Consider the following 26,444-nt stretch of genomic DNA (forward strand, 5'->3'; position numbering starts at 1 on the left):
CTGCGCGCCGCGCCCGGCTGCCGGGTCAGCATCGCCGCGCTGGCCGTCCCGCGCCGCGAAATGGGCGTCATGGAGTGATGCGGCGCGGCGCGGTGTCGGATGGCGGTCCGGGGTCCGGATGCGGCACGGACGTCATGGCGTGATGCCGGCCGCGGGTGCGCCTCCCGCAGCGCCTGCCGGGGTGGTGGATGCCTCCGACAGGCGGGCCGGAGGCATGATTGATTTTTTCATCCGTTAATTTTCGAATTTCGTTTTTAATTCGTCCGATTTATCCGTACTTTTGAGGTCCGAAAGAGATCGAACGAAATGGCGAAAGAGTATACCCCCTCCTCCCGCAACCGGGAGGCATTCGAGGCGATGACCGAGACGGCCGGCAACGTGCCGCCGCAGGCCGTCGAACTGGAAGAGGCCGTGCTGGGCGCGCTGATGCTCGAGAAGGACAGCATCATTGCCGTGCAGGAGTACGTCACGCCCGAGGCATTCTATACCGAGGAGCACCGGCTCATCTACAAGGCGATCGAGGAGCTGTCGATGGAGCTCAAGCCCATCGACCTCTATACCGTGACCGAACGGCTCAAGGCCAAGAAGGAGCTCAAGAAGGTCGGCGGCGCGTCGTACCTGGCGCAGCTGACGCAGAAGGTCGGCTCGGCGGCCAACGTCGAGTTCCACGCCAAAATCATCGCCCAGAAGTACGTGCAGCGCGAGCTGATCCGCTCGGCCACGGAGATTCAGCGCCGCTCCTACGACGAGTCGACCGACGTGACGGAGCTCATCGGCTTTGCCGAGGGCGAAATCTTCAAGGTCGCCGAGGGATATGTCAAGCGCTCGGTGCAGTCCTCCAAGGAGATTCTCTCGCGGGCGCTCATGCAGATCGAGGAGGCCTCGAAGAACGCCAACACCTACAACGGCGTGCCGTCGGGCTTCACGGCCATCGACCGCGTGACGCTGGGCTGGCAGCTCTCGGACCTCATCATCGTCGCCGCGCGCCCCTCGATGGGCAAGACGGCCTTCGTCCTCTCGATGGCCCGCAACATGGCGGTGAACTACGAGCAGGGCGTGGCCTTCTTCTCGCTCGAAATGTCGGCCGTGCAGCTGATGATGCGTCTGATCATCGCCGAGACGGGCCTCTCGGGCAACGACGTTAAGTCGGGGCGCCTGACCCCCGAGCAGTGGCGCCACCTCGAGGCGGCGACCAAGCCCCTGGCCTCGGCGCCGCTCTTCATCGACGACACGCCGGCGCTCTCGGTCTTCGAGTTCCGCTCGAAGGCGCGCCGCCTGAAGATACACAACGACATCAAGATCATCATCATCGACTACCTGCAGCTGATGACCGGCAACCAGGACTCGAAGGGCAACCGCGAGCAGGAGGTGGCCTTCATCTCGCGCACGCTCAAGGCCATCGCCAAGGAGTTGAACGTCCCGGTCATCGCGCTGTCGCAGTTGAGCCGTGCCACGGAGATGCGCGGCGGCTCGAAGCGCCCGCAGCTCTCGGACCTGCGCGAGTCGGGCGCCATCGAGCAGGATGCCGACATCGTGGCCTTCATCCATCGTCCCGAGTACTACGGCCTGACGACCACCGAGGACGGCATGCCGACGGCCGGCATGGCCGAGATCATCCTGGCCAAGCACCGCAACGGCGCCGTGTGCGACATCCCGCTGCGCTTCATCAAGGAGCAGGCGCGCTTCACGGACATGGACGATGCGATGCTCTCGCCCTCGCAGGCCGCCGACGCCCAGCAGGCCTACGACGACTACGCCAGCGGCTCGAATGCTGCGCCTGCGCCGCAGGGCGGCGGACTGGGCTCCGCCATGGGCGGCGAATTCGATATCCGGAGTTCGGCCTCGCTCGACGAGGAGCCTCCCTTCTGATTCCGTGCAGCGATGTTCGTCAGGGCTTATGCGGGTGCGGTGGTCGGAATCGACGCCGTGACGGTGACCGTCGAGGTCAACATCACGGGCGGCGGGCTGGGTCTCTACCTGGTCGGCCTGCCCGACAATGCCGTCAAGGAGAGCGAGCAGCGCATCCGCGCCGCCTTCGAGAACTCGGGTGAGCGGATGTCGGGCCGCAAGGTGGTCGTGAGCCTCGCCCCCGCCGACCTGCGCAAGGAGGGCTCGGGCTTCGACCTGCCCATCGCCGTGGGGATTCTCGCCGCGATGGAGCGCATCGACGCCGGGGCGCTCGACGGTACGGTGTTCGCCGGAGAGCTGTCGCTCGACGGCTCGCTCAAGCCCGTGCGGGGCGTGCTGCCGCTGGCGATTCTGGCCCGCCGGGCGGGCTTCCGGCGGCTGGTCGTACCGGCGGAGAACGCCGCCGAGGCGGCCGTGGTCGGGGAGGTTGAGGTCTACGGGGCCGCAAGCCTCGCGCAGGTGCGCGACCTGCTCAACGGCACCGAACCGCTGGCCCCCTTCGCATCCGGGGAGGCGGCCGCCGACGAAGCCGCCGTGGCGCCCTATGCCGAGGACTTCGCCGACGTGCGCGGACAGGCCCAGGCCAAGCGGGCGCTGGAGATCGCCGCGGCGGGCGGCCACAACGTGATCCTGATCGGGGCGCCGGGCTCGGGCAAGACGATGCTCGCGCGGCGCATGCCGACTATCCTGCCGCCGCTGGGGCGCGACGAGGCGCTCGAGACGACGAAGATCTACTCCGTGGCGGGCAAGGCCGGGGTGTCGGGACGCCTCATGACGCAGCGTCCCTTCCGGGCGCCGCACCATACGGCGTCGCAGGTGGCGCTGATCGGCGGCGGGCAGTCGCCCATGCCGGGCGAGGTGTCGCTGGCCCACAACGGCGTGCTGTTCCTCGACGAGCTGCCCGAATTCGGCCGCAGCGTGCTGGAGGTGCTGCGCCAGCCGCTGGAGGAGAAGCGCATCGTCGTGTCGCGGGCGCGCTACAGCGTCGAGTACCCCGCGAACTTCACCCTCGTGGCGGCGATGAACCCCTGCCCGTGCGGCTACTACAACCACCCGACGCGCGAGTGTACCTGCTCGCCGGGGGCCGTGCACCGCTACATGGGGCGCATCTCGGGGCCGCTCATGGACCGCATCGACCTGCATGTCGAGGTGACGCCCGTGACGCCCGTCGAGCTGTCGCGTGCGGAGCCGGGCGAGCCGAGCGCCGCGATCCGCGAGCGGGTCGTGCGGGCGCGCGAGGTGCAGCAGCGGCGCTTCCGCGGCGTGGAGGGCGTGCATACCAACGCCATGATGAATGCGGCGATGCTGCGCGAGTATTGCCGTCCGGATGCGGCCGGCGCGGCGCTGTTGGAGCGGGCCATGGAGCGGCTGTCGCTCTCGGCCCGGGCCTACGACCGCATCCTGAAGGTTGCGCGCACGATCGCCGACCTGGCGGGCCGCGAGCGGATCACGGCGCAGGAGATCGCCGAGGCGGTGGGCTACCGCTCGCTCGACCGCGGCAACTGGGGCGAGTAAAAGAATAATTAAGATACCGACCATGAACAACGGAAAGTACAAATATTACGCTTTCATCAGCTACAAGCGCGAAGACGAGGAGTGGGCGGCCTGGCTCCAGCACGAATTCGAGCATTATCGTCTGCCCTCGACCTTGAACGGCTGGTCGGACCTTCCGACCGAATTTGGGCCGGTATTCCGGGATGTCGATGAATTGAGCGCAGGAAACCTGCCAGCCCAGATACACGAGGCGCTTGAAGCGTCCGCGCACCTCATTGTCGTCTGTTCCCCGCAGTCGGCGCAATCCGAATGGGTAAACAAGGAGGTCTCCGATTTTCTTGAAATCGGCAGGCAAAAGGGAATAGATAACACCGACAACCTGTTTCCGTTCATCATCGAGGGCATGCCCCACGCCGCCCGCGCTGAGGAGGAGTGCTTTCCCGCGATCCTGCGCGATCTGCCGACAAGCAAGGAGCGCATCGGCGGCAACGTGAACGAAACCGGACGCGACAAGGCCTTCATCAAGACCCTGGCCGGCATGTTGCGGGTAAGGTTCGATGAGCTCTGGCAGCGCTACGAAAAGGAAAAGATCGAGGAGGAGCGCCGCAAGCGGGAAGAGCGGGACAGGCTGTATCTGGTGCAGAGCCGTTTTCTGGCCGAGAAGGCGATGGACCTTGTCGATCAGGGCGACTCCTATCTTGCCCGGCTTCTGGCGTTGCAGGCCCTTCCGGAAAGGCTGGACGACCCGGCAGGCCGTCCCTACTGCCCGGAAGCGGAAGCAGCCTTGCGGGCTGCCGACGAAAAGCGTTCCACGATTATAAGAGGACATACCGACTGCGTTTACCGTGCCGTATTCAGCCCGGACGGGAAACGGTTTGCCACCGCATCGAAAGACAATACTGTCCGTGTCTGGGATACCGAGTCCGGTGCGGAAATCCGCAGATTCACAGGTAAGGACGCGATAGACTTCGTGACATTCAGTCCCGACGGAAAGCGGATACTGTTCTCTTCCGAACGCAGGTGGCGCTATTGGGATATCGAGACATGGACGGAAGTCAAACTTGAGTACTTGTATGATGGACGAGAAATAGACCACCCTCTTGGACGCATTGCGGCATTTAGTCCAAGTGGAAAATTCTTTGCCTATATAAGTTGGGGTTCCCATCTTGGTTTTTGGAATTTTGAAACAAATAAAATTAGTTCCATAGGGGAAAGAGAGAGGAATATACACATAAACTCTCTTGCCTTTAGTCCTGACGGAAAACGGATTGTTTTTGCAACCAACGATAAAACGATCTATGTCTGGGATGTCGAGACAAAAAAGGATATTCTCAGACTGGAGGGGCATACGGATGGTGTAAATTCCGCTGAATTCAGTCCCGACGGGAAACGGATTGTTTCGGCATCGCACGATGACACTGTGCGTATCTGGGATGCCGAAACAGGCATGGAGTTGCTCTGTCTTGAGGGACTTGACTGGCGGCCTGTATATTCCGCAGCATTCAGCCCGAAGGGAAAACGGATTGTTTCAGCGTCTAGTGACGGAACCGTGCGCATTTGGAATGCAGAATCCGGCAAGGAGATTCGCAAACTTGAAGGACATATCGATCGGGTACATTCCGTTGCATATAGTCCAGATGGAAGCAGGATCATATCTGCTTCCGAGGATAGGACCGTGCGTATTTGGACTATCCGCTCTGATCCTAAAATCAGGCTCCGAAGGTTAAAGGGGCATTCTTCCGAGGTCGATTTTGCAATATTCAGTCCCGATGGGAAACGGATCGTTTCGGCGTCCTATGATAAAACCGTGCGCATTTGGAACGTTGAAACCGGCAAGGAGATATACAAACTTGAAGGACATACCAATAGGGTGCACTCCGTAGCGTTCAGCCCCGATGGGAAATGGATTGCTTCAGCGTCCTTCGATGATTCCGTACGCATTTGGAATACTCTGTCTGGAAAGGAGATTCGCAAACTTGATGTTGGTGATATTGCACATTCTGTTGCTTTTAGTCCTGACGGAAGAAAGATCGCTTCTGCACTCGGTGATGGTAATATTGTGCAGATATGGGATATCGAATCGGGTGAAAAAAATCGCAGTTTTGAGGGTCAGCTCTATCGTATGTATTTTGCCGTATTCAGTCCTGACGGGAAACTGATTGGTCTTGCATTCGATGGCAGTACGATATCTTTGTGCGATATCGAAACAAGTGAGGTGATCCGCACATTTAAAGGACATACCGATAGGGTACTATCCATAGCGTTCAGCCCCGACGGGAAACAGATTGTGTCGGCATCCGAAGACAAAACCGTGCGCATCTGGAATGTGGAAACAGGCGAAGAGATTCATCGGTTTGAAGGACATCAACACGAGGTAATGTCCGCAATGTTCAGCCCTGATGGGAAACTGATTGTTTCGGTTGATGGTTATTATACCGTGTATATTTTTGATGTTGAATCTGGCACGATATTTCAAAAGTCAGAATTATCTGATAAAACCGTGTCATTCAGCCCCGATGGGAGACACCTCGTATCCGGCAATAGCGAGGATGTCATTATTTGGGAGTTTGAACCCTTGCAGGAGCTGATGGACAGAATCCGTGAACGATTCAAGAATCGACCGCTGACACCGGCCGAAAAGAAAAAATACTATCTTGACTGACAATAATGATATGAAAAAAATCATTCTTTCGGGCGGCGGTACGGGCGGTCATATCTACCCGGCCGTGGCGGTCGCCGAGGCGCTGAAACGGCGCCTGGGTGACGAGGTCGAAATACTCTTCGTCGGCGCCGAGGGCAAGATGGAGATGGAGAAGGTCCCGGCACTGGGCTACCGCATCGTCGGGCTCCCGATTGCGGGGCTGCAGCGGCGGCTGGAGTGGCGCAACCTGCTCGTTCCCTTCAAGGTGCTGCGCTCCGTCCGGCTGGCGCGCCGCACGATCCGCGACTTCGGGGCCGACGTTGTCGTCGGCTTCGGCGGCTATGCCAGCGCTCCGGTGCTGTGGGCCGCACAGCGCATGGGCGTGCCGACGCTCATCCAGGAGCAGAACTCCTATGCGGGCGTGACGAACAAGATTCTGGCCCGCCGCGCCGCGCGCATCTGTACGGCCTACGAGGGGATGGAGCGCTTCTTCCCCGCGGAGAAGATTGTCCTGACGGGCAACCCCCTGCGCGGCGGCTTCTCGAAGGAGGGCGTCGACCGCCGCGAGGCGCTCGCCCGCTTCGGCCTGACGGAGGAGCTGCCCGTGGTGCTGGTCGTCGGCGGGTCGCTCGGCACACGTTCGCTCAACGAGATGATGAAGGCGTGGATCCTCTCGACCGGTGGTAAGGCCCCGGTGCAGGTGATCTGGCAGACGGGCAAGTATTACGAGCGCGAGATGCAGGCCTTCCTGGCCGCACATCCCGCGCCGCACGTCTGGCAGGGGGCCTTCATCGACCGCATGGACTGCGCCTACGCGGCGGCCGACCTGGTCGTCTCGCGCAGCGGCGCCGGCACGGTCTCGGAGCTGTGTCTGGTTGCCAAGCCCGTGCTGTTCGTCCCCTCGCCCAACGTGGCCGAGGACCATCAGACGAAGAACGCCCGGGCGCTGGAGGCGAAGGGCGCCGCCGTGGTGGTTGCGGATGCCGAGTGCCGCACGACGGCGATGCGGCGGGCCGAGGAGCTGCTCGCCGACCCCGCGACGCTGCGCCGTATGAGCGACAACATCGAGCAGCTGGCCAAACCCCGGGCTGCGGAGGAGATTGTCGACGAGGTGCTCCGCGTGCTGGAGCAGACGAAGAAAACAAAGAAAAAATAACCGACCCCGCCCGGGCGGCGCACGCGTTGCGGCCGGGCGGCAAAGAGTTGACGAGATGGAATACGCAAATATCTATTTTCTGGGCATCGGCGGCATCGGGATGAGCGCCCTGGCCCGCTATTTCCTGCACGAGGGGCGCCGCGTGGCGGGTTATGACCGCACCCCCTCGGCCCTGACCGAGGCCCTCGAGGCCGAAGGGGCCGCCATCCACTATGAGGAGGACGTGCGGCTGATACCCGAGGCCTTCCTCGACCCCGCGACGACGATGGTGGTCTATACGCCGGCCGTTCCGCACGACCACGCCGAGTACCGCTACTTCCTCGAACACGGCTTCCGCGTCGAGAAGCGGTCGCAGATGCTCGGACACCTCTCCGCCGGGAAGTACGTGATGGCCGTGGCGGGCACGCACGGCAAGACGACGACCTCGACGCTCGTGGCGTGGCTCAACCGGGCACTCACGGGCGGCGGCTCGGCCTTCCTGGGGGGTGTGTCGAAGAACTTTGACAGCAACCTTGTGCTGGGCGACGGGGCACGCCTTGCGGTCGAGGCCGACGAGTTCGACCGCTCGTTCCTGCGCCTCTACCCCGACGTGGCGGTGGTGACCTCGGCCGACGCCGACCACCTGGACATCTACGGCACGCACGAGGCCGTGAAGGAGGCCTTTTCGCAGTTCATCGGGCAGATCCGCCCGGGCGGCAGCCTCATCATCAAGCAGGGGCTCGACCTCCGCATCGACAACCCCGGTATTACGGTCTGGCGCTATGCCCTCGACACGCCGTGCGACTTCTATGCCGCCCGCGTGCGGCTGCTCGAGGGCGGGCACTACCGCTACGACATCGTGACGCCCGACGGCGTCATCGCCGACTGCACGCTCGGCGTCCCGGGATGGGTCAATATCGAGAACTCCGTGGCGGCCGTGGCTTCGGTCTGGTGCGCGGCGCGGCACGAGGGCGCGGCCCTCGATGCGGAGCGTCTGCGCGAGGGGCTGGCGTCATTTTCGGGCGTGAAGCGCCGCTTCGAGTTCTACGTCAACACGCCGAAGCAGGTCTACATGGACGATTACGCGCACCATCCGCGCGAACTGGCGGCGACGCTGCTCTCCCTGCGCCGCATGTTCCCCGGGCGGCGGATCACGGCGCTCTTCCAGCCGCACCTCTACACCCGCACGCGCGACCTGTGCGACGGCTTCGCCGAGGCGCTGTCGCACGCCGACGAGGTGGTGCTGCTGCCGATTTATCCGGCGCGCGAGGAGCCGATCGAGGGGGTGACGTCGGAGATCATCGCCGAGCGGGTGACGGTCCCCTGCCGCATCGTGCCGCGCGAGGCGCTGGCCGACACCGTGGCCGCAATGCCGACGGATGTGGTGGTGAGCTTCGGCGCGGGCAATATCGACGCCTGCTGCGGGACGATTGCCGAAAAACTGAAGCAAAAAGCCTGATGCCCAACCGACAACTCCGGACGTTTTGAACAGGATACTCCGATACGCGCTCTTTGCGCTGCTGTGGATCGCGGTGGCCGTCTACGTGCTCTATGCGGGCGCGGAGGCCCGGCGCATGCGTGCCGCAAGGAGCGTCACGCGGCTCGAGATCGAGATCGCCGACAGCTCCTCGCAGGGACAGCTGGTCACCTCGCGGCAGGTGCGCGGCTGGATCGCCCGCAGCGGCATCAAGACCGTCGGGGCTCCCGTCGACGGGGTCGACCTGACGGGTATCGAGCAGCTGATCGCTCGCAACGGCTTCGTGGCGAGGGTCGCGGCCTACGTCTCCTACGGCGGCGTGCTGCACGTCACGATCCGGCAGCGCAAACCGCTGCTGCGCCTGCTCGTCGACGGCTACAACGGCTACGTGACCGACGAGGACTACGTCTTCGACGCGCCGCGCGCCTCGTCGCTCTACGTCCCGGTGGTGACGGGCTCCTACCGCCCGCCCTTCCCCGCCTCCTATGTGGGAGACGTGCGCGACCACATCGACGCGGAGCAGCGCAAGATAGACGACCGCATCGCCGAGCTGGAGCGGGAGAAATACCCCTTCTTCAGGCGGGAGATGAAGAACGACCGCAACATCGCCGACCTGCGCCGCATGCGCATCAAGCAGCGGTGGTGGCGGCTGGAGACCGACTCGATGTTCCAGCTGCGCGTGGACAAACTCAAGGCCCACAAGGAGCAGTTGCGCCGCGGATACCGCTACGAGGCGCGTCTCATTGAGGAGGGGATCGACCGGATTTCGCAGCGGCAGGAGGCCGAGCGCCGGGCACAAAAAAAATTGGAGAAAAGCTACGAAGATTTCATGAAACTCCTTACCTTTGTGGAGTACGTCGAGAACGATGACTTCTGGAGGTCGGAGGTGGTCCAGATTACCGCCCGCACGGCCCCCAGTGGCGCATTGGAGGTGGACCTTACACCCCGCAGCGGCCGGCATCTCATCCGCTTCGGACGCCTCGAACGCGTCGATGAGAAGTTCGACAAGCTGTTGCGCTTCTACCGCAACGGCCTTTCGGTCCTCGGGTGGGATACCTACGCGGTGATCGACGTCCGATACGGCGATCAGGTAGTTTGCAGGAAAAAATAGGATAATACAGTGGAAAGAAGGAATTATATCGTTGCCGTCGATCTGGGTACCTCTTCGGTCGTGGTGGCTGTCGGCGGGAAGAGCGCCGAGGGGCCCGTCGAGGTGCTGTCGCTGGTTTCGAAACCCGTCGAGGGGGTTCATGCCGGGCGGATCGAGAACATCGAACTCGTCAGCCGGGCGATCCGCGAGGCCGTTGCGGAGACTGAGCAGGCGCTCAACATCCGCATCACGGAGGCCTATGCGGGCATCTCGGGCGAGTTCGTGCGCTGCGCCCGCCACACGGACCATGTCTTTGTCTACGATCCCCAGAACGGGGTGAACCAGAAGGATGTCGAGGCGCTGTTCGACCGCATGCGGAACGTGCAGGCCCCCGACGACGAGACAATCATGGAGCGCGTGCCCCAGAACTACATGGTCGACGACAGCCAGGAGGTGCAGAATCCCGTGGGGTCGTTCGGCCGCAAGCTCTCCTCGACGTTCAATTTCATCCTCTGCCTCAATACGCCGAAGCAGCGGCTCGACATGGCGCTCAAGCGGCTGGGCATCCGGATGCTCGGACTGATTCCCGATACGCTGGCGACCCCCGAGTCGGTGCTCGTGCCCGATGAGAAGGAGGAGGGCGTGGCCGTCGTGGGGCTCGGTGCCGGTGTGACCGACGTGACGGTCTATTACCGCAACGTGGTGCGCTACGTGGCGTCGATTCCGATGGGCGCTTCGGCCATCAACCGCGACATCCGCACGATGAGTGTGCCCGAGAAGCATGTGGAGAGCCTCAAGCAGAAATACGGCTCGGCGGTCGCCGAACTGGCCCCCGAAGACAAGCTCATCCGCGTCAACGGCCGCACGGCCCGCGAGGCGAAGGACATTCTGCTGCGCAACCTGGCGACGGTCATCGAGGCCCGCGCCACGGACATCGTCGAGTTCGTGCAGCAGGAGATCAAGGATTCGGGCTATGCCGACAAGCTCGCCTACGGCATCGTGCTGACGGGCGGCGGCGCCAAGCTGAAGGATGTGGACGAGCTGTTCCGCCGCCTGACGGGCATGGACGTGCGCATCGCCGTGCCCGAGTCGGGCATTACCGAGGAGTCGCGGGAGAAGTGCGCCGATCCGGCGTGGGCGACGGCCGTGGGCCTGCTGCTCAAGGGTGCGGAGTCGGGCTCCTGCGCCGTGATGGAGCGGGCCGGAGGTGCTCCGGAGCGACCCTTCGCCGAGCCGCAGCACCGTCCGCAGGGATATGCGGCGCCGACCCCTTCCATGCCGAACTTCAACCATGTGCCGCCCGTGCAGCCCGCACAGCCGGCACGGCCCGTGCAGCCGACCCAACGTGTGCAGCCCGTGCAACCCGTGCAGCCCCCCGTTCAGCCGGCGCAGCCCGTGCAGCCCGTTGCTGCGGAGCCGTCGGCCGGGGAGGAGCCCCGGGAGCGTGAGACGCCTGAACCGCCGAAGCGCAAGCGGGGGCTTGCGAGCATGATTCAGTCGACGATCGACCGCATCAACAAGGGTTTCATGGCCGCGGAGAGCGACAACGAGGAGATCTGACCCGTTCCGAGTCCGGGGCCGCGGGTCCTGCGCATGGACAGAGCGGACAGAACGGACAGAGGGGACAGAGCGGACAAAGGAGTGTGCGGCGGTGCCGCACGAGTGTAGAAGCAAAAAAAGAGAAAGAGAGATATGGCAGACGAACTGATGTCTGAAATCAAGGCCCGTCCCGCGGACGGTTCGATCATCACGGTGGTCGGTGTCGGCGGGGCCGGCGGCAATGCCGTGAACCACATGTGGAACCTCGGAATCCGGGGCGTGAAGTTCATGGTGTGCAATACCGACCAGCAGGCGCTCGACAAGAGCCCCGTGGAGCTGAAGATACGCCTCGGCAGCGAAGGCCTCGGTGCCGGAAACGACCCCGAGAACGGACGCCGTGCGGCCGTCGAGACGCTGCCCGAAATCCGGCAGCAGCTCGAACTGGCCGGTACGCGCATGGTCTTCATCACGGCCGGCATGGGCGGCGGCACCGGTACGGGTGCGTCGCCCGTCATTGCCAAGCTCGCCAAGGAGATGGGACTGCTGACCGTGGCCATCGTCACCTCGCCGCTGGCCGTCGAGGGCAAGATCCGCTACGAGCAGGCCAAGCGCGGCATCGAGGAGCTGCGGCAGAACGTCGACTCGCTGTTGATCATCAACAACGAGAACATCCTCGAGATTTACGGGCGCCTTTCGCTCAAGCAGGCCTTCGGCAAGGCCGACGACATCCTGGCCTCGGCGGCGAAGGGCATCGCCGAGATCATCACCGTCGAGAGCGACCTGGTGAACGTCGACTTTGCCGATGTCTCGAAGGTCATGCGCGACAGCGGCCGCGCCCACATGGCCGTCGCCACGGCCGAGGGCGAGAACCGTGCCGAGGCGGCCGCCGAAGCGTCGCTGCGCTCGCCGCTGCTGGACCACAACCTCATTACGGGTGCCAAGAACATCCTGCTCAACATCTCGGTGTCGAATGCCGAGGAGCTCATGTACGAGGAGGTCGTGCGCATCCTGGCCTACATCCAGTCGCACGCCAGCGTGCAGGACGAGAACGGCACGATCCACAATGCCAACATCATCTGGGGTACGAGCGAGAAACCGCAGCTGGGCAACTCGATCGAGCTGGTGGTCGTCGCCACGGGCTTCGAGCAGGACGATGCCGTCGACTTCATCCAGACGCCGATAACGCCGATCCGTCCGCAGGAGCCGGTGCGCGAGACGTCCGTGACGCCGGTGCTGGAGCCCATCAAGCCGTCGGCGCAGCCCCGGCCGACGCCGCGTCCGCTCGAGCAGGTGGTGCTCGGAGCCAAGTCGACGCGTTACAGCGACATCGAGGTGCGCCTGGCCAAACCGGCCTACCAGACCCGCAATTCGAAATTCATCGTGCAGATGCCCGGCGGCCGCAAGGAGGTGCTGCGCGACGAATCGGCCGAGCCGCAGGCTCCGAAGGAGGAGAAGGGCGGGTCGCTGTTCGATTAACTAAACGACGTCGGGTTTGGAGACACTTCCCTGGATTACGTTCAACGGCTTCACGCCCCATGTCATCGTCCTGTGTGCGGTGACGGTGGCGCTGTTATGCGTTTCGGCGCTCGTGTCGGGTGCCGAAACCTCTTTTTTCTCTCTCTCGCACAACGACGTGCGGCGCTTCCAGAAACGCAGCACCGCATCGGCCGACGCCGTGCTGCGCCTGCTGGCCAACGTCGACCTGCTGCTGGCCACGATCCTCGTGGTCAACAACCTGGTGAACATCTGCATCACGATCCTCTCCGCCACGATCATCGACGCGCTGTTCACCTTCCGGCACTTCGAGTTCCTCTTCAAGACCGTGCTGGTGTCGTTCCTGCTGCTGCTCTTCGGCGAGGTGCTGCCCAAGGTGCTGGCGCAGACCGTGCCCGTGCGATTCGCCGCACTCGTCGCCCGGCCGCTGCTGGTGCTGCGCTGGATTTTCTATCCGCTCTCCTACATCCTGGTCCGCACGAGCAGCCGCATCAGCGAGAAGGCCTCGCACCGGAGCGAAATCTCGCTCGACGAGCTGGCCGACGCCGTCGACATGACGCAGAGCACGACGCCCGAGGAGCACGTGATGCTCTCGGGAATCGTCAACTTCGTGAATACCGAGGTGCAGGAGATCATGAAGCCCCGCGTGGACATGACGGCGCTCGACATCACGGCCGACTACGAGACGGTCAAGCGCACGATCATCGAGTCGGGCTTTTCGCGCATTCCGGTCTATGAGGAGGATGTGGACAACATCCGCGGCACGCTCTACGTCAAGGACCTGCTGCCCTACATCAACCACGGCAGCGACTTCGGCTGGCAGCAGCTCGTCCGCAAGCCCTACTTCGTGCCCGAGCACAAGAAGATCAACGACCTGCTGGAGGATTTCCAGTCGAACAAGGTCCACATGGCCGTCGTGGTCGACGAGTACGGCTCGACGCTCGGCCTGGTCTCGCTCGAGGACATCATCGAGGAGATCGTGGGCGAGATTTCGGACGAGAGCGACAACGAGGAGAGCTTCTACGTGCGGCTCGACGCCCGGAGCTACCTCTTCGACGGCAAGACCCACATCGGCGACTTCGAGCGGGTGCTGTCGCTCGACGAGGAGACCTTCTCCGACGTCAAGGGCGAGGCCGAGACGCTGGCGGGGCTGATGCTCGAGCTCAAGCGCGACTTCCCGCGCAAGGGCGACACCTTCACGTCGCACGACATCCGTTTCACGGTGCAGGAGATGGAGGCGCACCGCATCGACAAAATCCGCGTGGACCTCTTATGACCGACGGAAGCCTGCCTGCGGGGCTCTTCATCGAGACGCCGTGGCCCGAGTGCGAGGCAGCCGCGTGGGCGACGCCCGACGAGCGGGCGGCGGCCGCGGCTTTCGGTTCGGAGCGCCGGCGCCGCGAATACCTGACGTGGCGGGCCATCGTGCGGCGCGAACTGGGGCGCGACGTGCGCATCACCTACGATGCCGTCGGGGCCCCGGTGCTCGTGGGGCGCGGGGAGCATCTCTCCGTATCGCATTGCGACGGCCGTGTCGCCGTCTGCATCTCCGCCCGCCGCTGCGCCGTGGACATCGAACCCGTGACGCGCAGTTTCGGACGCGTCCGTTCCCGTTACATGACTTCTGAAGAGCAGGCGCTTGCGGACGATCCGCTGCTCCCCGCCGCCGTGTGGTGTGCGAAGGAGACCCTCTACAAATATGCCGGGCGCCGGGAGCTGGACCTGCTGCGCGACCTCCGCATCACGGAGGCGGACCTTGCGGCCGGGCGTCTTGCGGGCTGCATCGCCGGCGGCGAACCGGTTGCCATGACGCTGCTCTGCCGCGAGGGGTACCTCGCGACCTTCATCCTGTAGATTCGTTCGGAAATTCCGCCCGTGATGATGTCTCCCCGCCGTGTGCCGTGTGCCGCGGCTTTTTTCGTACCGGCCGGTCCGGGAGTCAGAAGGCCTCCGAGGCCGTGAAGAGGAAGGCCGAGGAGCGCTTGCGGTCCCACGGCAGGTTGCGGTTGCCGAAGACGCCCCAGCCGTAGTCGAGGCGGATGTTCATCCCCTTCTTGAACTCGAAGCGGTAGCCGCAGCCGAAGTTGCTCAACGTGCGGTCCCAGCTGAACGGCTCCGTGCCCCAGACCTGCCCGGCACCGACCCATCCCTCGATGCCGTGGCGGCGGTAGATTCGCTGCCGCAGCTCCAGCTGCGTCTCGGCCAGCCGTTTGTCGCGGTAGCGCCCCTCGTAGTAGCCGCGCATGCGGGTGTCGCCGCCCAGTTTGGCGAACATGTGCCACGAGGGGTTGCCGATCGTGGCGTCGACGTGGAAATCGTAGGCCAGTACGGCCCCCTTCCACAACTTCCGGTAGCAGTCGAACGTGACGGTCACGCGGCCGAAGTCGCGCCCCGTATTGCCCAGCACGCGGGGATACCACAGCGCCTCGGTCTTCAGGAAGAGCCCTTTCGAGGCGTTGTAGGTCACGTCGCGTGAGTCGTACTGCACGAAAATTCCCGCGCCGGTGTTCAGCGGGTCGGGATTTTCACCCGTCGCGGCGATGTAGTTCGAGAAGGGGTCCTGTTTGGCCGGATCATAGCGCCCCTCCTGCCAGAGCCTGTAAAGTTCGCCCGTGCGTCCGTCGGGAACCGCACCGCCGGCCGCAGCGTCGGCCGCGATCTGTTCCAGCCGTTCGGCCATCCCCGACGGGGCGTATTTCGTGCCCGAGTAGTTGAGCGTCGCGCAGACGCCCGCGTAGAAGCGGTGTGCCAGGGCCGTGCAGTAGGAGATGTCGAGGATCAGGTCCGTGGTCGTCAGCTGCTGGCTGTACCCTTCGTCCCCGGCCGTATGGCCCACGCCGTAGAATTCACCGGGAAAGTAGACGATCGAACCCGTGTAGCGGAGTATCTGCCGGTCGTGGCGGAAATAGTTGTCGCCCGAGAAGTAGAGCGTGGCGTATTTGCGGGTCGTGAGGTTGCCGTAGACCGAGACGTTCGAGGGCGAGGTGACCGAATCCGTGCGGTCGGGGCGGTAGAAGCCCGCGAGCATGAAGCCGATGCCGAAGCCGTAGTCGGAGGAGTAGTTCGGGCCGGGGACGATGCTCCAGTCGATCTTCTTGCGGAAGGAGAGGTCCTCGTTCGACTGGCTGTAGTAGTCGATGATGCGGCGGATGAAGCTGCGCCGCCGTGCCGCCGTGTCGGCGGAGAGGCCTGCGGTGCCGTCTGTCCGGACTGCGGTGCAGGGATGCTCCGTGCATGCGGCGGAGAGCTTCTCCGGCGGGTCGGAAAGGGTGTCGGGAAGGAGTGCGGCGCCCGGCGCGGCCGTGCCGGCGGGTGACTCCGGAATGCTCTTCTGCGGCGTGTGGGCGGCATGCGCCGTTGCGGTGTGAAGCGTCAGCAACAGACCGGGAATGGAAAGAAGTATGCGTGCTCTTTTCATGGGCGGGAGTGGCTGAAAGGGGCAAAGATAAGAGAATTTTGCCAACGGGCAAAAAATGCCGTTCCCGACGGAGCGCTTTGCCCGCTCTCCCCTCTTTGCCCGCTCTCCCCTCTTTGCCCGCTCTCCCCTCTTTGCCCCTCCCCTTGTCCCTGCACCCGTCCATGTGGCGGCGCGTGCGGAAGACAACGGCGCCCCCGCAAAGTCGCGGAGGCGCCGCCGATTCTCCGGCGGGGGAGCCGGTTATTTCAGCCCCAGCTTTTTGGCGATCTCCTTGGGCAGCGCCTGCTTGTTGACCATGATCGAGGTGGTCTTGTAGGCGACGAACGGACGCGAGAAGTACCAGAATCCGTCGTAGGGCGGCAGGACGTTCCACGAGTTCTGCACCTTGTAGTAGCGGTTGCCGGCCTGGTCCGTGGCCGTGCCCATGATGAGCATGCCGTGGTCGTCGGTCGTCTCGTAGTTGTCGAACGCCGTCTGGCGCATCTCCTGCGTGATGGTGCGCTCCTTGCCCGGCTTGTCGAACTTGTAGAGCGCCGCCTCCTTCTCGCGGTCGGTGAGCTTGCCCCAGCGCTCGGCCTCCGTGCCGCTCATGCTCTCGGTGTCGGCCTCCGGCACGATGCCGATGGCCTTCGTGCGGCTGAAGCCCTTTTCGCTTACGTCCGTACCCCACGATACGGTGTAGCCCTGCTCGAGGGCGTGGTCGATAATCTGCATCATCTCGTCGAGCGGTACGTTGTAGACCGTGCCCCACATCCAGTTGTCGGGCACCTCGATGATGAACTGCGAGTAGAAGGGGTGATGCGTGAACGACGAGATGTCGATGTAGTTGTCCAGGTCGATGGGCAGCTGCGCCGCGAACGTCTCGGGCGTGTACTCCTTGCCTTCGTAGGTGAAGGTCTCGGGCAGCGGGCCGAAATATTCGTCCAGAATGGCGTCGAAGCCGCGCTTCCAGGCCGTCGAGAGGGCCTTGCGGGACTTGTCGCCCGTCTGGATCACCGCGTCGAGGTAGGCCTTCAGCACGACCGAAAGCTCATGGAAGTCGGGCTTCTCGGTGCCGTAGTTCAGGCCCGGGTAGACCTCGAACGGCACGATGCCGTGGGCCTTGATCCCCTCGGTCACGTCGTGCGAGGCGCCGCCTTCGGCGAAGTTGATCGTCCCGTGCATGCGGACATACTTCTCGGCCTTGTCCATGAACGAGTGGCGCACGATCCACATCTCCGAGAGGTGCATGGCGGGACCTCCGGCACGCAGAATCTCGCTCTCGAGGAACGAGAGCGTCGAGAAGCACCAGCACGTGCCGCTGCGGCTCTGGTCCTTGACCGGCGTCGTGGGGATGATCTTCGTGTCGGTGAAACGGTAGCCTTCCGCGGACGTCGTGTCGGCGGTCTGCGCCCCTGCCGTAAGAGCGATGCAGAGGGCGAAAAGCGAAAGCATCAGGTTTTTCATCTTATGGGTGGTTTTAAGTGGTTATTTTTTCGAGGAGGAGACGATTTTCAGGCAGTCGTCGAGTGTCAGCGTCTCGGGCTTGGCCCCCTTCGGCAGACGGTAGTTCTTGCCCTTGTAGGCGATGTAGGCGCCGTAACGGCCGTTCTTGACCAGCATGTCGGGGTCCTCAGGGAAGCTGCGCAGCGGCGTGTTGACCGCGGCGGCAGCCGCCTGGTGCGCCCGCACGATCTCCACGGCGCGGTCGTAGGTGAGCGTGTAGGGGTCGTCGCCCTTTGCGAGCGAGGCGAACGACTTGCCGTAGCGCACGTAGGCGCCGTATTTGCCGATGCCGACCGTCAGCGTCTCGCCGTCGAGTTCGCCGAGCGTGCGGGGCAGCGCGAAGAGCTCGAGCGCCTCGTCGAGCGTAATCGACTCGATGAGCTGCCCCTTCTTGAGCGAGGCGAAGCGGCTCTTCTCACCCTCGGCACCCTCGATCTCGACCATCGGGCCGTAGCGGCCGATGCGCGCCTTGACCGCGTGTCCCGTCTTGGGGTCGGTGCCCAGGATGCGAACCTGGCTCTTCTTGTCGGTCTGCTTCTCGATGGCCGAGTCGACCATCTTGTGGAACGGCCCGTAGAAGGAGGCGATCATCTCCTTCCACGTGATGTCTCCCTCGGCGATGCGGTCGAACTCCTTTTCGACGCGCGCCGTGAAGTTGTAGTCGACGATCGGCCCGAACTGCGCCTCGAGGTAGTCGTTCACCACCATGCCGATGTCCGTCGGCGAGAGGCGGTTCTTCTCCTTGCCGAAGTTCTCCGTGAGGTTCTTCGCCGTGATGCGGCCGTCGGCGAGCGTCAACTGCACGTAGCCGCGCTTCTGTCCGTCGCGGTTCTGCTTGACGACGTAGCCGCGGTTGATGATCGTGGTGATCGTCGGGGCGTAGGTCGACGGGCGGCCGATGCCCAGCTCCTCGAGCCGCTTGACGAGCGACGCCTCGTTGTAGCGTGCCGGGGCCGAGGTGAAGCGCTCCGTGGCGGTGATCTGCGTCGAGACGACGCGGTCACCTTCCGCGAGCTTCGGCAGCAGTCCTTCGCCGCTCTCCGCAGCCTGGTCGTCGTCCGTCGACTCGGAGTAGAGACGCAGGAATCCGTCGAAGCGGATTACCTCGCCCTGTGCGACGAACTGGCTCGGCGTGTTGTCCATGCCGATGACGACCGTCGTGCGGTCGAGCTCCGCGCAGACCATCTGCGAGGCGACCGTGCGCTTCCAAATCAGTTCGTAGAGCCTCTTCTCGGCGGCCGTGCCCTCGATCTCCTGCCGGTCGATGTACGACGGGCGGATGGCTTCGTGGGCCTCCTGCGCCCCCTTGGTCTTGGTCTTGTAGTTGAACCAGCGCGAATACTTTTCGCCGTAGAGCTTCGTGATTTCCTCCTTGCACTGCGCGAGGGCCTGCTGCGAGAGGTTCACCGAGTCGGTACGCATGTAGGTGATCAGACCCTGTTCGTAGAGGTGCTGTGCCACGGACATCGTCTGCGAGACCGACATGCCTAACTTGCGGCCCGCCTCCTGCTGGAGCGTCGAGGTGGTGAACGGCGGCGCCGGGTAGCGCTGTGCGGGCTTCTCCTCGGCCTTCACGACCGTGAAGGTGGCGCCGATGCAGCTTTGCAGGAAGGCTTCGGCTTCGTCGCGCGTCTCGAAACGCGACGAAAGCTCGGCCTTGAAGAGGGTCTTTTCGGGGTCGTCGGCGGCGTGGAACTGTGCCACGACACGGAAGTAGGGCGTGGAGCGGAAGGCGATGATCTCGCGCTCGCGCTCGACAATCAGCCGCACGGCCACCGACTGTACGCGGCCCGCCGAGAGCGACGGCCGCACCTTCTTCCAGAGTACGGGCGAGAGCTCGAAGCCCACCAGCCGGTCCAGGATGCGGCGCGCCTGCTGGGCGTTCACGAGGTCCATGTTGACCGTGCGCGGCTTTTCAATCGCCTCGAGGATCGCCCGCTTGGTGATTTCGTGGAAGACGATGCGCTTGGTCTGGTCGACGGGGAGACCCAACACTTCGGTCAGGTGCCAGGCGATGGCTTCTCCTTCGCGGTCTTCATCGGAGGCGAGCCAGACGGTCTTCTCCTTTGCCAGGCGCGCCAGTTCGTCGACCACCTTCTTCTTGTCGGCCGGCACTTCGTAGACGGGGCGGAACCCCTCGGCGATGTCGATGCCGAGGTCCTTTTTCGAAAGGTCGCGGATATGTCCGAAACTCGACTTGACGATGTAGTCCTTGCCGAGGAATTTCTCGATGGTTTTCGCTTTTGCCGGAGACTCGACGATAACTAAATTTTCCTGCATTGCGTGGTATGTGGCTTTTCTGAAATGCGAAAACCTAAGTCGTTACACTTAGGTTCGCGGTTCGGTTTCTGTGACTGTTTACTTGATCATCGTATAGGTGATGTCGAACTTGATCGGCGCATGGTTGCGCACCGTCGATCCTTCGGCTTCGGCCTGCCCCTGGAAGACGCCGAACGAAGGCGTGTAGAGGCTGTATGCCTCGGGCCCGATATATACGGTGCGGTTCTTCACCTTCTCCAGATCGACGGCCCGGTTCTCCTTGGCGGCCGCCTTCTTCTCGTCCGTGTAGCTGTTCCACAGCTGCTGGACGTAGCCCGTGATGTCCATGATGTAGCATCCGCGGCTGCGGTTGATGTACCCTCCGTAGGAGAGTTCCGTGCCGTAGTTCGTCTCGTAGAGGTAGTTGTAGTCGCTGACGGCCGTCAGGGTCTTGTAGTCCGTATAGAGTCCCAGCCGGCTCGGGGCCGCGGTCATCTCCTCGATCAGCCGCACGATGTCGAGCGGCTGCCCGTCGTCGGTCGACCCCTTGTCGACGTTCTCCCATTTGTAGTCGCTGTCGGTGAAGTAGATGTACATGCGCACCTGGTTGAAGGCGAGCGTCTCGAACTGCTTGCCGCTTTCGGCGTATTCCTGTGCGAGAATCGCATCCAGGTCGTCGAAGAACTCCTGCGTGAAGGTCATCTCCGTCACGACGCCGGCCATGCCCTCGACATAGACCATCGGCGTCTCGGGGCGCTCCTCGTTCGTCTCCTCGGCATACTCCGGTACGATGTGTATCTCGCCGGCCGTCGCCGGATTGTATTGCGTGTAGTCGTGGTCCAGCACGTTGACCGAGACGCTGCCGTATTCGACCCCCTCCACATAGAAGTTGTAGGTCATGCCGACGGTATCCTTGATGATCGTCGGGTCGCTCTCCAGGCGGTTGCGGGCGTAGATCGTCAGGCCCGACTCCTCGAGCTTCGTGGCGTAGATCGTCCCCTTGCCGTGCTCGGTCAGCGGGGCGTCGGGGTCGGGGCAGATGTAGAGCCCCTTGAAGGCCTTGACCCAGTATTCGAGGCTGTCGTAGCTGTAGATCGAATATTCATCCTTGTGCTCGCCCTCCTGCAGCATCAGGCGGTTGACGAACGAGCGTCCCTCGGCCGTGGGCTTGAGCGTGACGCTCGTCACCGCAGGCCCGTTGTTGTTGCCCAGCGTGAAGGTGAAGAGCTTTTTCGAGGGGTCGTAGACCCGGTCCGCGGCGTTGTGCGTGCCGTTGGGGTCCAGCGGATTGAAATTCGCGTAGAAGACCGTGTCGCGCTTGCTCTTGCCCTCGCCGAGCGGCTTGTCGGTCAGGTAGGCGTTGCTCACGATCTCGTAGACGGCGAAGGTCTGCTCGGTGAGCGTGTCGGTCCCGTAGCTCGAGAACGAGAGGTTGAGCTGTGCCGAGTCGAAGATCGGCTTGTAGCCGAAATACCCTTCGCCGACCTTGTAGTAGTAGTTGGCGAACTGGGTGAGGAATCCCGCCGTGCGCAGTCCGAGCGTGTCGTTGAGCTGGGAGCCGAGGTAGCCGTAGGAGATGTTCGACGTGACGATCGAGTCGGTCCTGTACAGGCGCGTCTCGACGTATTTCCGGGGATTGAGCTTGTCGAACTCCAACTTTACGTGCCCGGCCTTCATCTGCTGGTTCTCCGGTACGATGTTCGAACCCAGCGTATCGTCGACCGTGGTGCAGGAGCCGCAGGCGGCGGCGGCGAGCACGGCAAGGGCGGCGGGCACGAAGGTGCGGAGCGTGCGGCGGAAGAAGTTATTGTAACGCTTCATAGAATCGGTTGTAATTGTCGAAAAAGTCCTCCGCTTCGGGCGACTGGTACTCGAGCATCGGCTTCCCGCTCTCGCGGGCGATGCGCAGCACCTCTTCGTCGACATCTTTCGATGCGGCGACGATGCCGTCGGCATACTGCATAACGAAGCGGCAGAGGTTTTCGTATGAAGGCCGTGCGAGAATGTCGAGATTTTTCTCGTCGACACCCTCTCCGGCGATCTTTGCGGCGATTCCGGGGTCCAGCTCGCCGGCGAATCCGTCGGCGTAGAGCGAGACGACGATCTTCACGTCGCGGAAGATCGGGTCGTCGACGAAGACCTGCTTTAGGTAGACCGGGATCACCGACGTGAACCATCCGTGGCAGTGGACGACCGTGGGGGTCCAGCGCAGCTTCTTGACCGTCTCGAGCACGCCGCGGGCAAAGAAGATGGCCCGTTCGTCGTTGTCGGCGAACCAGCCGCCCTCGGCGTCGTTGAGCACGGCCTTGCGCGAGAAGTAGTCGTCGTTGTCGATGAAGTAGATCTGTACGCGGGCTGCGGGGATCGACGCGACCTTGATGATGAGCTGGTGGTCGTTGTCGTCGATGATGAGGTTCATGCCCGACAGGCGGATGACCTCATGCAACTGGTGCCGCCGTTCGTTGATGCAGCCGTAGCGGGGCATGAACGTGCGGATTTCGTTTCCGCGCTCCTGCATCGCCTGCGTCAAAGCACGGCAAAGCTTGGAACACTCCGTATCGGGAAGGTAGGGAGCGATTTCCTGACATACGTACAGAATCTTGCTTGCCATGGTCCGATTGTTTTATTGGGGCAAAGGTACGAAAAAAATCTTAAAGAATCAGCATCGCGTCGCCGTAAGTGCCGAAGCGGTACCCTTCCTGGCGGGCGACCCGGTATGCCTCCATGACCTGTTCGTATCCGCCGAAGGCGGCGACCATCATCAGCTGCGTGGAGTAGGGCAGGTGGAAGTTGGTGACCATGGCGTCGGCCACGGTGAAGTCGTAGGGCGCGAAGATGAACTTGTTGGTCCACCCCTCCATGGGCTTGATCATGCCGTTGGTCGAGACGGCCGTTTCGATCGTGCGCATGACCGTCGTGCCGATGGCCACGACCTTGTGTCCGTTGCGCTTGGCGGAGTTCACGGCCTCGGCGGCCTCCTCCGTGACGAAGAACTGCTCGGAGTCCATCTTGTGCTTCGAGAGGTCCTCGACGTCGACCGTGCGGAAGTTGCCCAGCCCGACGTGCAGCGTGATGAACGCCGAATCGATGCCCTTGATCTCCATGCGCTTGAGCAGGTGCTTCGAGAAGTGCATGCCGGCCGTCGGGGCGGCCACGGCGCCCTCGTGGCGGGCGAAGATCGTCTGGTAGCGTTCGGCATCCTCGGGTTCGACCTTTTCGCGCACCCACTTCGGCAGGGGCGTCTCGCCGAGGCTGAAGAGCGTCTGCTTGAACTCCTCGTAGGAGCCGTCGAAGAGGAAGCGCAGCGTGCGGCCGCGCGAGGTGGTGTTGTCGATCACCTCGGCCACGAGCAGGTCGTCGTCGCCGAAGTAGAGCTTGTTGCCGATGCGGATCTTGCGGGCCGGGTCGACCAGCACGTCCCACAGCCGCAGGTCGCGGTTCAGTTCGCGCAGCAGGAAGATTTCGATCTCCGCACCGGTCTTCTCCTTGTTGCCGTAGAGGCGTGCCGGAAAGACCTTCGTGTCGTTGAACAGGAAGAGGTCCTTTTCGTCGAAATATTCGATGATGTCCTTGAAGATGCGGTGTTCGATGGTCCCCTTGGCGCGGTTGACGACCATCAGCCGCGCGTCGTCGCGGTTTTCCGTCGGGTACTTGGCCAGCATTTCCGGCGCGAACTCATACCCGTATTGCGATAGTTTCATACGTCAGTGCTCTTTTTTTCGTTCGAGAGATGAGACAGATTATTTTCTATACGCAAATTATCCCGTTTTGTTTCAAGTTGCTGCAACTTTTCGAGAAAATCATCCAGCGCCCAGGCATTCCCGACCGTGAATCCGCCGCTGCGGGTCCGCCGCAGCGAGGTGAGGTGGGCGCCGCTGCGGAGGCTTTCGCCGATCTCGCGGGCCAGCGAACGGATGTAGGTCCCCTTGCTGCAGCGCACGCGGATGCGGATGCGCGGCAGGTCGCATTCGAGCAGCTCCATCTCGTAGACCGTGATGAGCGCCTGCCGCACGGGCACCTCCTCGCCGGCGCGCGCCAGGTCGTAGGCGCGCGTGCCTTCGATCTTCTTGGCCGAGTAGACGGGCGGCGTCTGCAACCGCTCGCCCGTGAGCGACGCGAGGGCCTCCAGGACGGCTTCGCGCGTGATGTGTTCCCAGGGGTAGGTCCGGTCGACGGGGTGCTCCAGGTCGTAGCTCGGGGTCGTGGCCCCCAGCAGCACGTCGGCCACGTACTCCTTCTCCTCGGCCTGCAGTGCGTCGACGAGCTTCGTCGCGCGGCCGATGCAGACGAGCAGCACGCCCGTGGCGAGCGGGTCGAGCGTCCCGGCGTGCCCCACCTTGATCTTGCGGTATCCCAGTTTGCGGAGCGAGAACTTCACCTTGCGGACCACGTCCGTGGAGGTCCACTCCAGCGGCTTGTCCACGACGGCGATGTAGCCCTCCTCGAAGTTGATGCCCCGCAGGTCCTGCGTATGCTTCATCGCGTCCGGATTAGAGGATGTAGCTTAGGATCGAGACGATGCCGGCCGCAGCGCAGTAGAGGGCGAACCAGATGAGCTTGCCGCGCTTGACCACTTCGATCATGAACTTGCAGGCGAGGCATCCGGTGACGAACGAGGCGACGAAGCCCGCGGCGAGGGGCCCGGCGGCGATACCGGCCGTCAGGTCGCCGCTGACGGCCTGCAGGAAGGTTTCGCCCAGAATGGGGATCAGCACCATGAGGAACGAGAACTGGGCCACGGCGGCCTTCTTGTTGCCGAGCAGCAGTCCCGTGGCGATCGTCGTGCCCGAGCGCGAGAGACCCGGCATGGCGGCGCAGGCCTGCGCCAGGCCGATGATGAAGGCGTCGCGGTAGGAGATCGTCTCCTTCTGCCGCGGCTTGGCGTAGTAGGCGAACGAGAGCAGCGCGGCGGTGAGCAGCAGCATGGCGCCGACGATGACGAGGATATAGGGGGCGTCGAGCATGGCGTTGATCTGGTCCTTCAGGAGGAATCCGACGATGCCGATCGGGATCATCGAGAGCAGGAGTTTCAGTACGTAGGCCTGCTCCTCGTTGAAGCGGCGCGAGAAGAGCCCGCGCAGCAGGCGCCAGATTTCGCTCCAGAGCACCACGATCGTGCTCAGGACTGTGGCGGCGTGCAGGGCCACGTCAAAGGTGAGATTCTCTTCGAGTTCGACGCCGAGGAGTTCCTTGGCGATTTGCAGGTGTCCGCTGCTCGATACGGGCAGGAATTCCGTGATACCCTGCACGATGCCGAGCAGGATGGCTTGCAGTGTGTCCATGTGTTGTTTCGGGGTTTGGGTTTATTTGTCGTAACGTTTCATGATCGCGTAGATCTCCACGACGAAGCCCGCGATGACGAGGATCGGGGCCAGCGTGATGCGCCGCCACGAGAACATGGCGTAGTTGAATTCGTCGGGCGAGTCGCTGCCGCCGCCCGCCATGAGGATGAAGCCGAGGAGGATGACGGCGAAGCCGACGGCCAGTATGATGTAGTTGCGGCGCGTGAGCGGCATGCGGGGATTTTCCGGTGCGGGCTCCTGGACTTTCTTGTTCTCTTTTTTCATGTACTTAATAGAGGTATATCTTGTTGGACTTCATGTTGACGAACTTGTTGAGGGCGATGACGGTGAAGGTGCCGGAAATGACGATTCCGCCCACGACCATCGAACCGGCGATGATGGCGATCTTGACCGCCTCGGTGATGGACATCAGCTCGGGGACCGCCTCGTTGAGCCCGTAGACCGCCAGGCAGAGGAGCACCGATGCGCCCAGTCCGGAGAGGACGCCCTGCGTGAGGCTGCTCCCGAGGAAGGGGCGCATGATGAACCACTTGGTTGCGCCGACGAGCTTCATCGTGTTGATGAGGTAGCGTTTCGAGAAGATCGCCAGCCGGATCGTGTTGTTGAGCAGGATCAGCGAGATGACGAGCAGCGCCCCGCCGAAGAGCAGCAGCACGAGGCGGATCTTGCCGACGGTGGCGTGCAGCCGCTGCGCCATGCGTGCCGGATAGGAGACGTGTTCGACGCCCGGCAGGTGCTCCGCCGCCGCGATGAAGCCCTCGAGCAGCACCGTGTCGGCCGAGGCGGCCGTGAGGGTCAGTTCGTAGGAGTCCAGCAGGGGGTTCTCGCCGAGCACCTCCTCGAACTGGCTGCCGAACATCTTGCGGAACTCGGCGTCGTCGGCCTTTTCGTCGCGGGAGACGAAGGCGACCGAGCCGACGATCTCCTCGGCCGAGAGGGTCGCGGCGATCCGCTCCTTCGCCTCGTCGGAGAGCCCGTTTTTCAGCTCCACGCTCACCGAGATGCTCTGCTGGAGCGTGTCGGCGACCTTCATCGCTGTGACCATCAGGTAGCCTACCGAACCGAGCAGGAAGAGCACCAGCGTGATGCTCACCGTCGATACGATGTAGGAGTTGCGCACCTTGCGCTTGAGCCTCTTGTCATCCTTCATAGTTCTGAAATCTCTTTTCTGGTTGGCGGGGAGCATCCTCCTCCCCGGCTG

General features: G+C 63.1%; 20 protein-coding genes. 10 read left to right on the plus strand and 10 right to left on the minus strand.

The window, feature by feature from the left end; translation table 11 throughout:
• Nucleotides 1-306: 306 nt before the first annotated feature.
• The 10 genes from dnaB to Q1Y33_RS08680 all read left to right on the plus strand — a co-directional run bounded on the left by dnaB (nt 307) and on the right by Q1Y33_RS08680 (nt 14,632).
• Nucleotides 307-1,869: a replicative DNA helicase gene (gene dnaB / locus Q1Y33_RS08635; RefSeq protein WP_300799334.1), complete on the plus strand. Its 1,563-nt coding sequence runs from the start codon at nt 307-309 to the stop codon at nt 1,867-1,869.
• Nucleotides 1,870-1,881: 12 nt separating this feature from the next.
• The gene (locus tag Q1Y33_RS08640; RefSeq protein ID WP_300799335.1) at nt 1,882-3,423 is read left to right on the plus strand and encodes a YifB family Mg chelatase-like AAA ATPase; all 1,542 of its coding nucleotides are present in this window, start codon (nt 1,882-1,884) and stop codon (nt 3,421-3,423) included.
• A gap of 22 nt (nt 3,424-3,445) precedes the next feature.
• On the plus strand, nt 3,446-6,064 hold the full coding sequence (locus Q1Y33_RS08645) for a TIR domain-containing protein (RefSeq protein WP_300799336.1): 2,619 nt from the start codon (nt 3,446-3,448) through the stop codon (nt 6,062-6,064).
• A 10-nt stretch (nt 6,065-6,074) separates the two neighbouring features.
• On the plus strand, nt 6,075-7,199 hold the full coding sequence (murG, locus tag Q1Y33_RS08650; protein WP_300799337.1) for an undecaprenyldiphospho-muramoylpentapeptide beta-N-acetylglucosaminyltransferase: 1,125 nt from the start codon (nt 6,075-6,077) through the stop codon (nt 7,197-7,199).
• A gap of 55 nt (nt 7,200-7,254) precedes the next feature.
• Entirely contained in the window at nt 7,255-8,637 is a 1,383-nt protein-coding gene (murC, locus tag Q1Y33_RS08655; protein WP_300799338.1) for a UDP-N-acetylmuramate--L-alanine ligase, read from the plus strand.
• Between the two features lie 25 nt (nt 8,638-8,662).
• A complete protein-coding gene (locus tag Q1Y33_RS08660; protein WP_300799339.1) occupies nt 8,663-9,766 on the plus strand; it encodes a hypothetical protein in 1,104 nt (367 codons plus the stop codon).
• Between the two features lie 9 nt (nt 9,767-9,775).
• Nucleotides 9,776-11,305, plus strand: a complete 1,530-nt coding sequence (ftsA, locus tag Q1Y33_RS08665) for a cell division protein FtsA (RefSeq protein WP_300799340.1) — start codon at nt 9,776-9,778, stop codon at nt 11,303-11,305.
• 132 nt (nt 11,306-11,437) lie between these two features.
• Entirely contained in the window at nt 11,438-12,760 is a 1,323-nt protein-coding gene (gene ftsZ / locus Q1Y33_RS08670; protein WP_300799341.1) for a cell division protein FtsZ, read from the plus strand.
• A 16-nt stretch (nt 12,761-12,776) separates the two neighbouring features.
• Complete coding sequence (gldE, locus tag Q1Y33_RS08675; RefSeq protein WP_300799342.1) at nt 12,777-14,054, plus strand: gliding motility-associated protein GldE; 1,278 nt, start codon at nt 12,777-12,779, stop codon at nt 14,052-14,054.
• Nucleotides 14,051-14,632, plus strand: coding sequence for a 4'-phosphopantetheinyl transferase superfamily protein (locus tag Q1Y33_RS08680; RefSeq protein WP_300799343.1), 582 nt, complete (start codon nt 14,051-14,053; stop codon nt 14,630-14,632). Before gldE ends, Q1Y33_RS08680 begins: the two co-directional genes overlap by 4 nt.
• Before the next feature lie 85 nt (nt 14,633-14,717).
• On the opposite strand, the gene Q1Y33_RS08685 is transcribed toward Q1Y33_RS08680, so the two are convergent.
• The 10 genes from Q1Y33_RS08685 to Q1Y33_RS08730 form a co-directional block, all read right to left on the minus strand.
• Nucleotides 14,718-16,196, minus strand: coding sequence for a BamA/TamA family outer membrane protein (locus Q1Y33_RS08685; protein ID WP_300799344.1), 1,479 nt, complete (start codon nt 16,194-16,196; stop codon nt 14,718-14,720).
• 240 nt (nt 16,197-16,436) lie between these two features.
• Nucleotides 16,437-17,642: a C1 family peptidase gene (locus tag Q1Y33_RS08690; RefSeq protein WP_300799345.1), complete on the minus strand. Its 1,206-nt coding sequence runs from the start codon at nt 17,640-17,642 to the stop codon at nt 16,437-16,439.
• Between the two features lie 21 nt (nt 17,643-17,663).
• Nucleotides 17,664-19,961: a type I DNA topoisomerase gene (gene topA / locus Q1Y33_RS08695; protein WP_300799346.1), complete on the minus strand. Its 2,298-nt coding sequence runs from the start codon at nt 19,959-19,961 to the stop codon at nt 17,664-17,666.
• A 78-nt stretch (nt 19,962-20,039) separates the two neighbouring features.
• On the minus strand, nt 20,040-21,761 hold the full coding sequence (locus tag Q1Y33_RS08700; RefSeq protein WP_300799347.1) for a DUF4270 family protein: 1,722 nt from the start codon (nt 21,759-21,761) through the stop codon (nt 20,040-20,042).
• The gene (locus Q1Y33_RS08705; protein WP_300799348.1) at nt 21,745-22,551 is read right to left on the minus strand and encodes a glycogen/starch synthase; all 807 of its coding nucleotides are present in this window, start codon (nt 22,549-22,551) and stop codon (nt 21,745-21,747) included. The genes Q1Y33_RS08700 and Q1Y33_RS08705 overlap by 17 nt, the downstream gene beginning before the upstream one ends.
• 40 nt (nt 22,552-22,591) lie before the next feature.
• On the minus strand, nt 22,592-23,641 hold the full coding sequence (gene queA, locus Q1Y33_RS08710; RefSeq protein ID WP_300799349.1) for a tRNA preQ1(34) S-adenosylmethionine ribosyltransferase-isomerase QueA: 1,050 nt from the start codon (nt 23,639-23,641) through the stop codon (nt 22,592-22,594).
• Nucleotides 23,638-24,420, minus strand: coding sequence for a tRNA pseudouridine(55) synthase TruB (gene truB / locus Q1Y33_RS08715; protein WP_300799350.1), 783 nt, complete (start codon nt 24,418-24,420; stop codon nt 23,638-23,640). Before truB ends, queA begins: the two co-directional genes overlap by 4 nt.
• A 10-nt stretch (nt 24,421-24,430) precedes the next feature.
• On the minus strand, nt 24,431-25,222 hold the full coding sequence (locus Q1Y33_RS08720) for an undecaprenyl-diphosphate phosphatase (protein WP_300799351.1): 792 nt from the start codon (nt 25,220-25,222) through the stop codon (nt 24,431-24,433).
• A 21-nt stretch (nt 25,223-25,243) separates the two neighbouring features.
• A complete protein-coding gene (locus Q1Y33_RS08725; protein ID WP_300799352.1) occupies nt 25,244-25,507 on the minus strand; it encodes a DUF3098 domain-containing protein in 264 nt (87 codons plus the stop codon).
• A gap of 4 nt (nt 25,508-25,511) precedes the next feature.
• Complete coding sequence (locus Q1Y33_RS08730; protein ID WP_300799353.1) at nt 25,512-26,393, minus strand: permease-like cell division protein FtsX; 882 nt, start codon at nt 26,391-26,393, stop codon at nt 25,512-25,514.
• Between the last annotated feature and the right edge of the window lie 51 nt (nt 26,394-26,444).

The sequence above is a fragment of the uncultured Alistipes sp. genome (assembly GCF_949296715.1).
GTDB lineage: Bacteria > Bacteroidota > Bacteroidia > Bacteroidales > Rikenellaceae > Alistipes.

Excerpts from the sequence above, each read along its gene's own strand:
- dnaB (WP_300799334.1), top strand. The coding sequence starts at position 307 with ATGGCGAAAGAGTATACCCCCTCCTCCCGCAACCGGGAGGCATTCGAG.
- Q1Y33_RS08640 (WP_300799335.1), top strand. The coding sequence starts at position 1,882 with ATGTTCGTCAGGGCTTATGCGGGTGCGGTGGTCGGAATCGACGCCGTG.
- Q1Y33_RS08645 (WP_300799336.1), top strand. The coding sequence starts at position 3,446 with ATGAACAACGGAAAGTACAAATATTACGCTTTCATCAGCTACAAGCGC.
- murG (WP_300799337.1), top strand. The coding sequence starts at position 6,075 with ATGAAAAAAATCATTCTTTCGGGCGGCGGTACGGGCGGTCATATCTAC.
- murC (WP_300799338.1), top strand. The coding sequence starts at position 7,255 with ATGGAATACGCAAATATCTATTTTCTGGGCATCGGCGGCATCGGGATG.
- ftsZ (WP_300799341.1), top strand. The coding sequence starts at position 11,438 with ATGGCAGACGAACTGATGTCTGAAATCAAGGCCCGTCCCGCGGACGGT.
- Q1Y33_RS08680 (WP_300799343.1), top strand. The coding sequence starts at position 14,051 with ATGACCGACGGAAGCCTGCCTGCGGGGCTCTTCATCGAGACGCCGTGG.
- Q1Y33_RS08685 (WP_300799344.1), bottom strand. The coding sequence starts at position 16,196 with ATGAAAAGAGCACGCATACTTCTTTCCATTCCCGGTCTGTTGCTGACG.
- Q1Y33_RS08690 (WP_300799345.1), bottom strand. The coding sequence starts at position 17,642 with ATGAAAAACCTGATGCTTTCGCTTTTCGCCCTCTGCATCGCTCTTACG.
- topA (WP_300799346.1), bottom strand. The coding sequence starts at position 19,961 with ATGCAGGAAAATTTAGTTATCGTCGAGTCTCCGGCAAAAGCGAAAACC.
- Q1Y33_RS08700 (WP_300799347.1), bottom strand. The coding sequence starts at position 21,761 with ATGAAGCGTTACAATAACTTCTTCCGCCGCACGCTCCGCACCTTCGTG.
- Q1Y33_RS08705 (WP_300799348.1), bottom strand. The coding sequence starts at position 22,551 with ATGGCAAGCAAGATTCTGTACGTATGTCAGGAAATCGCTCCCTACCTT.
- queA (WP_300799349.1), bottom strand. The coding sequence starts at position 23,641 with ATGAAACTATCGCAATACGGGTATGAGTTCGCGCCGGAAATGCTGGCC.
- truB (WP_300799350.1), bottom strand. The coding sequence starts at position 24,420 with ATGAAGCATACGCAGGACCTGCGGGGCATCAACTTCGAGGAGGGCTAC.
- Q1Y33_RS08720 (WP_300799351.1), bottom strand. The coding sequence starts at position 25,222 with ATGGACACACTGCAAGCCATCCTGCTCGGCATCGTGCAGGGTATCACG.
- Q1Y33_RS08725 (WP_300799352.1), bottom strand. The coding sequence starts at position 25,507 with ATGAAAAAAGAGAACAAGAAAGTCCAGGAGCCCGCACCGGAAAATCCC.
- Q1Y33_RS08730 (WP_300799353.1), bottom strand. The coding sequence starts at position 26,393 with ATGAAGGATGACAAGAGGCTCAAGCGCAAGGTGCGCAACTCCTACATC.